At 32.9% G+C, this 10,186-nt stretch carries 10 protein-coding genes; 4 read left to right on the forward strand and 6 right to left on the reverse strand.

Going from position 1 to position 10,186, the window contains the following annotated elements:
* Positions 1–11: 11 nt before the first annotated feature.
* Entirely contained in the window at positions 12–1,643 is a 1,632-nt protein-coding gene (gene groL / locus SJY43_RS01595) for a chaperonin GroEL (RefSeq protein WP_396602101.1), read from the forward strand.
* A gap of 119 nt (positions 1,644–1,762) precedes the next feature.
* Here groL and SJY43_RS01600 read toward each other — a convergent pair whose 3' ends face one another.
* The 6 genes from SJY43_RS01600 to xrtF form a co-directional block, all read right to left on the reverse strand.
* Positions 1,763–2,113, reverse strand: coding sequence for a ribose-5-phosphate isomerase (locus SJY43_RS01600; protein ID WP_396602102.1), 351 nt, complete (start codon positions 2,111–2,113; stop codon positions 1,763–1,765).
* 53 nt (positions 2,114–2,166) lie between these two features.
* Complete coding sequence (locus tag SJY43_RS01605; protein ID WP_396602103.1) at positions 2,167–2,523, reverse strand: heavy-metal-associated domain-containing protein; 357 nt, start codon at positions 2,521–2,523, stop codon at positions 2,167–2,169.
* 141 nt (positions 2,524–2,664) lie between these two features.
* Complete coding sequence (locus tag SJY43_RS01610) at positions 2,665–4,917, reverse strand: TonB-dependent receptor domain-containing protein (protein WP_396602104.1); 2,253 nt, start codon at positions 4,915–4,917, stop codon at positions 2,665–2,667.
* Positions 4,918–5,037: 120 nt separating this feature from the next.
* The gene (locus SJY43_RS01615; RefSeq protein ID WP_396603378.1) at positions 5,038–5,436 is read right to left on the reverse strand and encodes an HYC_CC_PP family protein; all 399 of its coding nucleotides are present in this window, start codon (positions 5,434–5,436) and stop codon (positions 5,038–5,040) included.
* Positions 5,437–5,495: 59 nt separating this feature from the next.
* Entirely contained in the window at positions 5,496–5,924 is a 429-nt protein-coding gene (locus tag SJY43_RS01620) for an exosortase F system-associated membrane protein (RefSeq protein ID WP_396602105.1), read from the reverse strand.
* Complete coding sequence (gene xrtF / locus SJY43_RS01625) at positions 5,917–6,468, reverse strand: exosortase family protein XrtF (protein WP_396602106.1); 552 nt, start codon at positions 6,466–6,468, stop codon at positions 5,917–5,919. Before xrtF ends, SJY43_RS01620 begins: the two co-directional genes overlap by 8 nt.
* A gap of 68 nt (positions 6,469–6,536) precedes the next feature.
* Between xrtF and SJY43_RS01630 the strand changes: the two genes are divergently transcribed.
* From SJY43_RS01630 to SJY43_RS01640, 3 genes are all read left to right on the forward strand, one after another.
* Entirely contained in the window at positions 6,537–6,992 is a 456-nt protein-coding gene (locus tag SJY43_RS01630) for a GAF domain-containing protein (RefSeq protein ID WP_396602107.1), read from the forward strand.
* A 198-nt stretch (positions 6,993–7,190) separates the two neighbouring features.
* Complete coding sequence (gene purH, locus SJY43_RS01635; RefSeq protein ID WP_396602108.1) at positions 7,191–8,723, forward strand: bifunctional phosphoribosylaminoimidazolecarboxamide formyltransferase/IMP cyclohydrolase; 1,533 nt, start codon at positions 7,191–7,193, stop codon at positions 8,721–8,723.
* 422 nt (positions 8,724–9,145) lie between these two features.
* Positions 9,146–10,174, forward strand: a complete 1,029-nt coding sequence (locus SJY43_RS01640) for a rod shape-determining protein (RefSeq protein ID WP_019388210.1) — start codon at positions 9,146–9,148, stop codon at positions 10,172–10,174.
* The last annotated feature ends 12 nt before the right edge of the window (positions 10,175–10,186 follow it).

Raw genomic sequence — 10,186 nt, forward strand, 5'->3', positions numbered from 1 at the left:
AATTTTTCATTATGGCAAAAAATATAAAATTCGATATTGAAGCTCGCGACGGTTTAAAACGTGGCGTAGACGCATTAGCCAATGCAGTAAAAGTAACTTTAGGGCCTAAAGGTCGTAACGTAATTATTTCAAAAAGCTTCGGTGCCCCATCGGTAACAAAAGATGGTGTTTCTGTAGCAAAAGAAATTGAATTAGCAGACGAGCACGAAAACATGGGAGCTCAAATGGTAAAAGAAGTTGCTAGTAAAACTAACGATTTAGCTGGTGACGGTACAACTACTGCAACGGTTTTAGCACAAGCTATAGTTAAAGAAGGTTTAAAAAACGTTGCCTCTGGAGCTAACCCAATGGATTTAAAACGCGGTATAGACAAAGCTGTTGAAGCCATTACAAAAGACCTTGAAAAGCAAACTCAAAAAGTTGGTAATTCTTCTGAAAAAATAAAACAAGTTGCCGCAATTTCAGCAAATAATGACGATACTATTGGGGAGTTAATCGCTCAAGCTTTTAGTAAAGTTGGTAAAGAAGGTGTTATTACTGTTGAAGAAGCAAAAGGTATGGAAACATATGTTGATGTTGTTGAAGGTATGCAGTTTGATAGAGGATACCTTTCTCCTTACTTTGTAACTGACGCTGATAAAATGATTGCCGATTTAGAAAATCCATACATTTTATTATTCGATAAAAAGATTTCTAACCTAAACGAAATATTACCAATATTAGAACCAGTAGCACAATCTGGTCGTCCGTTATTAATTATTGCTGAAGATGTTGATGGACAAGCCTTAGCAACTTTAGTGGTAAACAAATTACGTGGTGGATTAAAAATTGCAGCTGTAAAAGCTCCTGGATTTGGAGACAGACGTAAAGCAATGCTAGAAGATATTGCTATCTTAACCGGTGGAACTGTAATTTCTGAAGAAAGAGGATTCACTCTTGAAAATGCAGATTTAAGCATGTTAGGAACTGCTGAAACAGTAACGGTTGATAAAGACAATACAACTATTGTTAACGGTTCTGGCGCTGCTAAAGATATTAAAGCGAGAGTTAACCAAATTAAATCTCAAATTGAAACGACTACTTCAGACTACGATAAAGAAAAATTACAAGAGCGTTTAGCGAAATTAGCTGGTGGTGTTGCTGTTCTTTATGTTGGTGCTGCAAGTGAAGTTGAAATGAAAGAAAAGAAAGACCGTGTTGATGATGCTTTACATGCTACAAGAGCTGCTGTAGAAGAAGGTATTGTTGCTGGTGGTGGTGTTGCTCTAGTTAGAGCTAAAACTGTTTTAGCAAAAATAACAACTGATAATTTAGATGAAACTACAGGTGTACAAATAGTAAACAAAGCTATTGAAGCGCCTTTAAGAACCATTGTTGAGAATGCAGGTGGTGAAGGTTCTGTCGTTATCAATAAAGTATTAGAAGGTAAAAAAGATTTTGGTTACGATGCTAAATCTGAACAATATGTTGACATGCTAAAAGCTGGTATTATCGATCCTAAAAAAGTAACACGTATTGCGTTAGAAAATGCTGCTTCTGTAGCAGGAATGATTCTAACAACAGAGTGTGCTTTAATCGATATTAAAGAAGATGCTCCTGCTATGCCTCCAATGGGCGGTGGCGGTATGCCAGGAATGATGTAATGGCGAATCGCCATAGATAAATTATTGACTTAAGTCAGTTATAAATAAAAAAGCCCTTGATGAGAATCAAGGGCTTTTTTATTCAATAAATTTAAACTACAAAAACGAGTTATAAACTTTCAATTAAACCAAACGGCATAACGTTTTCGTCTCAACTCTAAAGCTAAAGTTTCTTCCATTTTTAAAGCTTCTGCTCTAGAACTTATTGGATCAATATGATTATATAAACTTGGTCTTAAATAAGAACCATACTTTTCAACAATATTAGAAGACAGCTTATAGCCTTTTTTATTTCTATATCCCGTTTTATGTTGAACAAATCGCTCTTTAGGTGTTTTACTTGTCATACCAACATATAAGCATTCTAAAACACCATTAAACTGCGGGTTTGCTGCACGAAACTTGGCGTTTTCTGTAAATACGCGTTTAGATAATTCTATAACATAAATACGATATTCTACTTTAGGCATAATAAAGATTTTGTTTTAGTGATTATGTCCATCACCTGTTTATGCTCATGTTCTTATTTTGGAGTATGAGCATCAACGACATCGTCTTCACGATATTTACAACAGGCATGCACAGACGCATAAGCTTCATCGGTTGCTTTTTTTCCTTTAACATCATGTCCGGCAGCTAGAACTTGCTTTTCAATGGTATTAACATCTGTTTTACGATCGTCGTAAATTAATTTCAATTCATGTGTTTCAATACTCCAAGTCGCAAATTTCACACCTTTAGTATTTAAACATGCTTTTTCTATACGTGCTTTACACATACCACAAACACCATCTACTTCCATAGAAGCTTTGGCATTTTTGTTCTGTGCGAATGTTAAGGTTGCTGTTAGCATTAAAGCTAAGACTAATAATTTTTTCATAATTTTCTTATTATTTATTTTCTCTCTAGACGGAGAGAATCGTTTTTTATTTTATCTGAAACAAATCAAACATCTTTTTAAGACGCTTCGACTTTAGTTTATCTTGAGCACAGTCGAAAAGCTCAGCATGACATAATAGGTTTATTTTATTTTGTATCGTAATCCTGCATAATACATACTTCCAAAAATTGGACCGTACACAAAAGTAGAATCAAAATTCGCTCCAAAAGGGTCGTTAGCTCCTAAAATAGGGTTTGATTGTCTTAAGTTTGTAATGTTTTCTCCCCCTAAATATACTTCAAATTGCGGAGAAAACACTTTTGTTATTTGCGCATTTAATGTGGCCACAGTTGGCGTTCGCTCTGGCAGTTGATATGCAACAGGGTTACTTACTGTATTAGCAAAACGTTGGTCGCTTAACCAATTAAAAGTAGTATCGAATTTCCAATGCCCAAATCGCTCTTCATCATGATGGGTTTCATATCCAGTATTTGCAAACACGCGATGTTTAGGTGTTAATGGTCTTTCTAATCGACCTGAAGTATAATCGGTCTTTACATCGTAAAACTTATAGGCCATTCGCAAATCGAAACCTTCAAAAACATTATAATTTAATTCCGCTTGAAAGCTATTTGCAAAACTTTTCCCTTCTAAGTTATAAAAATTAACCTCAGTAGGGTTTTCCCAATCTACCACAATTTGATTTTTAAAATCGGTTTTATAATAATCTAAAGTAACATCTGCTTTTCGTCCAAAAAGATTAAATCCTTGTAAATATGAAAACCCATAATTCCAAGCAATTTCGGGGTCTAACCCATAAACGCTTCCTCCAGAGTTTAATATATTTATTTGCCTAGACGTAGAAAACAGTTGTTGGTTTTCGGTAAAAATATTAGCACTTCGTTTTCCTCTACCAAACGATGCTCTAAATGCCGATTTACTCCAAGGTGAATAACGCGCATGAACTCGTGGCGTAATAAAATCTCCTAATAAATTATGATGATCGACACGTACGCCAGCCGTAAGATTAAACAATTCTAAATTATTGAAACTGTATTCAAAAAAAGCACCTACAGAATTTTCGGTTCTTTCAAAATCCTCATCTAAAGCTCCAGCATTTATAAACTCATCATAATGGTCGTATGTATAACTTAAACCCGTTTTAATTTTATGCCTAGAGTCACTAATTATAGAGTTATAAATAGCATTTGCATAAAAACTGTTATGTGTAATATCATATGCGTTTAAACCAAAATAAGACTCCTGCTTATGACTACTAAATGCAGATTGCACACCGATACTTTGCCAAGGGATTTCCGGATTTACATAACCAAACTTTGTTGAGATTTCGTAACGTCTAGTATCTATTTCGCTTCCCCAATTATTAGTTGTAAGTTTATCATTTTCTGGCCTAAAATCTAATTCGCCTGTTTGTTTTTCATCATTTAAAAACTTTAAATTAATAAAACTCACATAACCTTTTTCGGTATCTGTATATTGCCAACGATTCATCAAGTTTATTTGACTAAATATGGGCATATCCATATAACCGTCGTTATTATTATCATGCCTTTTATTATGTGTATTACCATGTATATATAAACCTGTATGCCATTTATCATTCACTTTTGTGTTAATATGGGTATTAAGTTCCAAGCGTTCACTTGACGCGCCATATAAATTCACAAATAATTTATCATCGGTAGACGGCTTGACTAATTCTGCATTAATTTGCCCAGCAATACTCTCAAAGCCGTTAACCACACTACCCGCGCCTTTTGTGATTTGAATACTCTCGACCCAAGTTCCTGGAATAAAACTTAATCCGTAGGCTTGTGACGCTCCACGTATTGAAGGAATATTTTCTGTCGCAATTAAAATATATGGACTTGTTAAGCCTAACATTTTTATTTGTCGAGTTCCTGTAATAGCATCGGCGAAATTCACATCAATAGATGGGTTGGTTTCAAAGCTTTCAGAGAGGTTACAACATGCTGCTTTTAGAAGTTCATCACTACTCACATTAATAACATTAGTAGCTTTATAATACGATTTTGCTGTAGTTTGCTTTCTGGATTTAACCATAACGGCATCTAAATTATCGGTTGACTTTAACCAATGCCTAATAGTCTTTGGCGAATTCACGATTAAAGTATCAGTCTTAAAACCAACATAACTTATTACTAAATTGCGAAATTCAGGTTTGTATACAATTGAAAAGCCACCATCAATGTCGGTTACTGTCCCTATTTCAGTATTTAACCAATACACGTTGGCTCCAGCTAAACCAACCTCTTTGTTTTCGTTATTTGATTCCAATATTTTACCCGTTATTCTTTCTTGCGAAAACAGAAAAACAGGACCCAATACTATTAGGTATAAATAATATTTCATTTTGAAATTTAATTTGAATTAATAAATCCTTGTGCATTTCCGCCTCTCGACAATGTTCGAGATAAACTTTAGCGAAAATGAATAAAATCCCCTTCTTCAAGAGAATAAAAAATCTATTTATCAAATAATAAAAACTTGGTCTAAAACCTGAATATCGTAGACCAAATTAGGTGGAGAATAATTTTTATGAGGTATGATTTGTTTTGACAAACTCTCAAAACCATCAATGTATGAATATGCAAACGAAGTAATAAACTGTTGCTGCTCAAAATCTAAATCATCAAAAGTAGATACTTTTAATTCATCCTGACCTTTTACAACATTAACCTCATCTTTACAACAGCCCTTCTTTAACAGTATTTCCATGGCTTCCATACCACATTTTTCAACTTCAGAAAACACAGAAACATCTACTAAAACATCGCCACAATAATGCTTTTCAATAGTAAAAGATACGGTTGAAAACAAAACGAGCAATGCTAAAAGCATTGAGCATGATTTATATAAAAAAGGTTTTATCACAAGGCAAAAATAAGAAAATTAAGCTTCAATTTTAAACTTTACAAAATGATTAACACTTAATTCTTAAGCTTATTATAATAAAATGCTGGAAGTAATAGTATTAAAATAATAGGCTGAATTAAAAAACGACGCACATTAAAAAATAAATAATAATCTTCTTGTCGCGGATTAATCACAAAATATAAATAAACCAACATTAAAACTATAAAAGAAATACTATAGACAATACTTGAAAATTTAACGATGCTTTTATCTTTAAAAACAATAAACAAAATAGCTAAAGAAATAATGCTATTCAATACAAAACGCAACGTTGTAAAACCAACTAGTTTTGCTATTTCTCGCCTTGGGCTATCAATGTATAAATAGTCGTTTTGAAAGAAGGTTAAATAAGGATCATAAAACAATTGGTCTTCGTAAAACCGAATCAAAATTAAGATCAAGACTAAAACAAAAAGCAACATATATTTTAAACCCTTAGTCATAATCCTTGTTTAATTTAGAGAAGCGATTCACCCAAAAAATCCATAATAAAAACACCATTCCATAAATTATACCTGGAAAAATTACAGCATGTAATATGTCTTCATACTTTGGATAATGATACATCCCAATAGTTAACAAAACAATGCGTATTAAATTCACAGCATAAAGTAAAACACTTCCCGATAGTAAGTAAAAAAAGGTTGTTTTTAATTTTCCTGAAAAAGCAACAACAAAGGATATAAATAAAATAACAACACTAATGCCATTACAACCCTCAATAATTCTGGCTAAATATTTACCATTAAGAATCACTTTCATTGAGGGTTCATCTGGGTGCGGCAACACTTGTACTTGATAACCAAAAGCGTGCAATAGGTTATCCGTTTGAATCGCTACTAGGTTCGTAAAATAATCAGGATAAAACTTAGAGCCATCAGAATATTGTAAATAGAATTTATAAACGAGAGACAACAATCCATACACCAACAAAAACGTAAGGATGAATTTTATTACCAACTTGTATTTTATAAAAAGTGCTTTCAAAAAAAATATCTAATTCTGGATATCGAATTTACACCTTTTTAAATACTTTTACCAAAACTTTTGAATTTATGATTTTCGAAAAATTAAAACCACAAGTAGAAACTATTATTACTAATACTAAAAAAACAGTTGATGAACGACTTTTAGATATTTGTAAATTACTTGAAACCCATATTGACTATTATAATTGGGTAGGCTTTTATTTTACAAACGCCGATAAAAAAGAATTGCACTTAGGCCCTTATGTTGGCGAACCTACAGACCATACGGTTATTCCTTTTGGAAAAGGTATTTGCGGGCAAGTAGCTGTTAGTAATGAGAATTTTGTAGTTCCTGATGTGGCCGCTCAAGACAATTATATTGCTTGTAGCATTACCGTTAAAGCAGAAATTGTAGTCCCTATTTTTGTTAACGGTGAAAATATTGGGCAAATTGATATAGACTCTAACACACCTGATCCTTTTACTGAAGCTGATGAGCGATTTCTGGAATTTGTTTGTACTCAAGTTTCAAAAATACTTTAACAAAACACAACCCATATTAAGCACTCATTTCGAATTTTGTTTTTCTTGTTAACAACTTCCCTTTTTAGTTAAAAAATCATGTCTATTTTTAAGAATTCCGAACTTATTTTATTAGATGAAATAAGTACTTTTGCTGTTATTATAGAAACAACAGCTATATAATTCCAAAACAAGAATTTAAACTCAACAAAAGTAATAATGAGCAACGAAAAAACTATTAAATCGGCCTTAATCTCAGTTTTCAGTAAAGACGGGCTAGAACCTATTGTAAAAGAACTTGATAAGCAAGGTGTAACCATTTATTCAACAGGTGGTACAGAAAAATTTATTAACGATTTAGGTATAAAAGTTGTTCCTGTTGAAGATGTGACTTCTTACCCTTCTATTCTTGGTGGACGTGTAAAAACATTACACCCTAAAGTTTTTGGAGGTATTTTAAACAGACAAAACCATGACGGTGATGTTGCTGAATTAGCTGAATATGAAATCCCACAAATAGACGTGGTTATTGTTGATTTATATCCGTTTGAAAAAACAGTAGCTTCTGGAGCTAGCCAACAAGATATTATTGAAAAAATTGATATTGGTGGTATTTCTTTGATTAGAGCTGCAGCTAAGAATTTTGCTGATGTTATATGTGTATCTTCTGTTGATGATTATGCGGAGTTTTTAGAATTAATTTCTGAAAACAACGGTTCTATATCTGAAGAAAACAGAAAACGTTTTGCTGGAAAAGCTTTTAATGTATCTTCTCATTATGATACCGCTATTTTTAACTACTTCAACAAAGACAACGAAGAAACAGTTTTAAAAATAAGCAAAACAAACGGTAAAACATTACGCTATGGAGAAAACCCTCACCAAAAAGGTTTTTTCTTTGGTGAATTTGACGAATTATTTACAAAACTACATGGTAAAGAATTAAGTTATAATAACCTTTTAGATGTTGATGCGGCTGTAAACTTAATGTTAGAGTTTAAAAATAACGCACCAACCTTTGCTGTATTAAAACACAACAATGCTTGTGGTTTAGCACAACGCGACACATTACACCAAGCATATGTTGATGCATTAGCTGGAGACCCAGTTTCTGCTTTTGGTGGTGTTTTAATTAGTAATAAAGAAATAGACTTAGCAACTGCTGAAGAAATCCATAAATTATTCTGTGAGGTTGTTATTGCGCCTTCATTTTCCGCGGAAGCGTTAGAGGTTTTAAAAGGTAAAAAGAACAGAATCTTATTAGTGATTCATGATATTGATATGCCAAAAACAAATGTAAGAAGTTGTTTAAATGGTGTTTTAGTTCAAGACAGAAATAACATTACAGATAAAGTTGAAGACTTAAAGAATGTTACGAATACAGCCCCTACGCAATCTCAAATAGACGATTTAATATTTGCTTCTAAAATCTGTAAACACACCAAATCTAACACGATTGTTTTAGCTAAAAACAAACAATTATGTGCTAGCGGAACAGGACAAACGAGTCGCGTTGATGCTTTAGAACAAGCTATTCATAAAGCAGGAACTTTTAAATTCGATTTAAACGGCGCAGTAATGGCAAGTGATGCCTTTTTCCCGTTTCCTGATTGCGTTGAAATTGCTAAAAACGCAGGGGTTTCTGCAGTTATTCAACCTGGCGGATCTATTAAAGACCAATTAAGTATTGATTATTGTAATGATAATGATGTTGCAATGGTTATGACAGGTACACGTCATTTTAAGCATTAATACTTACAATACTCACTTCACAGTTAAAATAAATAAGAGCACTATAACTAGTGCTCTTTCTTTTTAACAAAAACTAAACCCATTAATTCAACTAAACACCAACTATAATTAAAGAATCAGGACAACTCAAGTCTTTTTTTAATCGTCGATTCACGTTCTTCTGGTGTTACTTATTGGCATAAAAAACATGATATTTAGCAAAATAAATCGATAAAAAGCAAATTAATGGGTTGAAATACTTATATTTGTGCAAGCTATTAAATTACTAACACGTTTAAAAGAAGCCAAAATGTTGTAATATTTGAGTGAATTTTCGTTGAAAAATTCTTTTTTAACTAACCCAAATAAACATCTAATTATTTCTTTACTTTTTAGTACTTTTACGGCTATTCAATAATAACTTCATTTAATATTATTAATACATGGGATTTTTTGATTTCTTAACAGAAGAAATTGCAATAGATTTAGGTACTGCAAACACACTTATAATTCACAACGACAAAGTTGTTGTTGATGCACCTTCTATAGTAGCTCGCGACAGAATTTCTGGCAAAATTATTGCCGTTGGTCAAGAAGCCAGTTTAATGCAAGGTAAAACCCATGAAAACATTAAAACTATTCGCCCTCTAAAAGATGGTGTAATTGCAGATTTTGATGCTTCAGAGCAAATGATAAGTATGTTTATTAAAAACATACCAGCATTAAAAAAGAAATTCTTTACACCTGCGCTACGTATGGTGATTTGTATTCCTTCTGGAATTACAGAAGTTGAAATGCGTGCGGTAAAAGAAAGTGCAGAACGTGTTAATGGAAAAGAAGTATATTTAATACACGAACCTATGGCTGCGGCTATTGGTATTGGCGTTGATATTATGCAACCAAAAGGAAACATGGTAGTAGATATAGGTGGCGGTACAACCGAAATTGCAGTTATTGCTCTTGGTGGTATTGTTTGTGACAAATCTGTTAAAATTGCAGGTGATGTATTTACCAATGATATTGTGTATTACATGCGCACTCAACACAACTTATATGTTGGTGAGCGTACTGCTGAAAAAATAAAAATACAAATTGGTGCGGCAACTGAAGATTTAGAATTACCTCCTGAAGACATGAGTGTTCAAGGGCGTGATTTATTGACTGGAAAGCCAAAACAAGTATCTATATCATACAGAGAAATTGCAAAAGCTTTAGATAAATCTATTTTACGTATTGAAGATGCGGTTATGGAAACCTTATCACAAACTCCTCCAGAATTAGCTGCAGATATTTATAATACAGGTATTTACTTAGCTGGTGGCGGATCTATGTTACGTGGTTTAGACAAACGCTTATCTCAAAAAACAGATTTACCTGTTTATATTGCTGAAGATCCTTTACGCGCCGTGGTTAGAGGTACCGGAATTACACTTAAAAATTTACCTAAATACAAAAGTGTATTGATAAAGTAAAAGGATAAAATA

It is taken from the genome of Algibacter sp. R77976 (assembly GCF_044594645.1).
In the GTDB taxonomy this organism is placed as follows: Bacteria; Bacteroidota; Bacteroidia; order Flavobacteriales; family Flavobacteriaceae; genus Algibacter_B.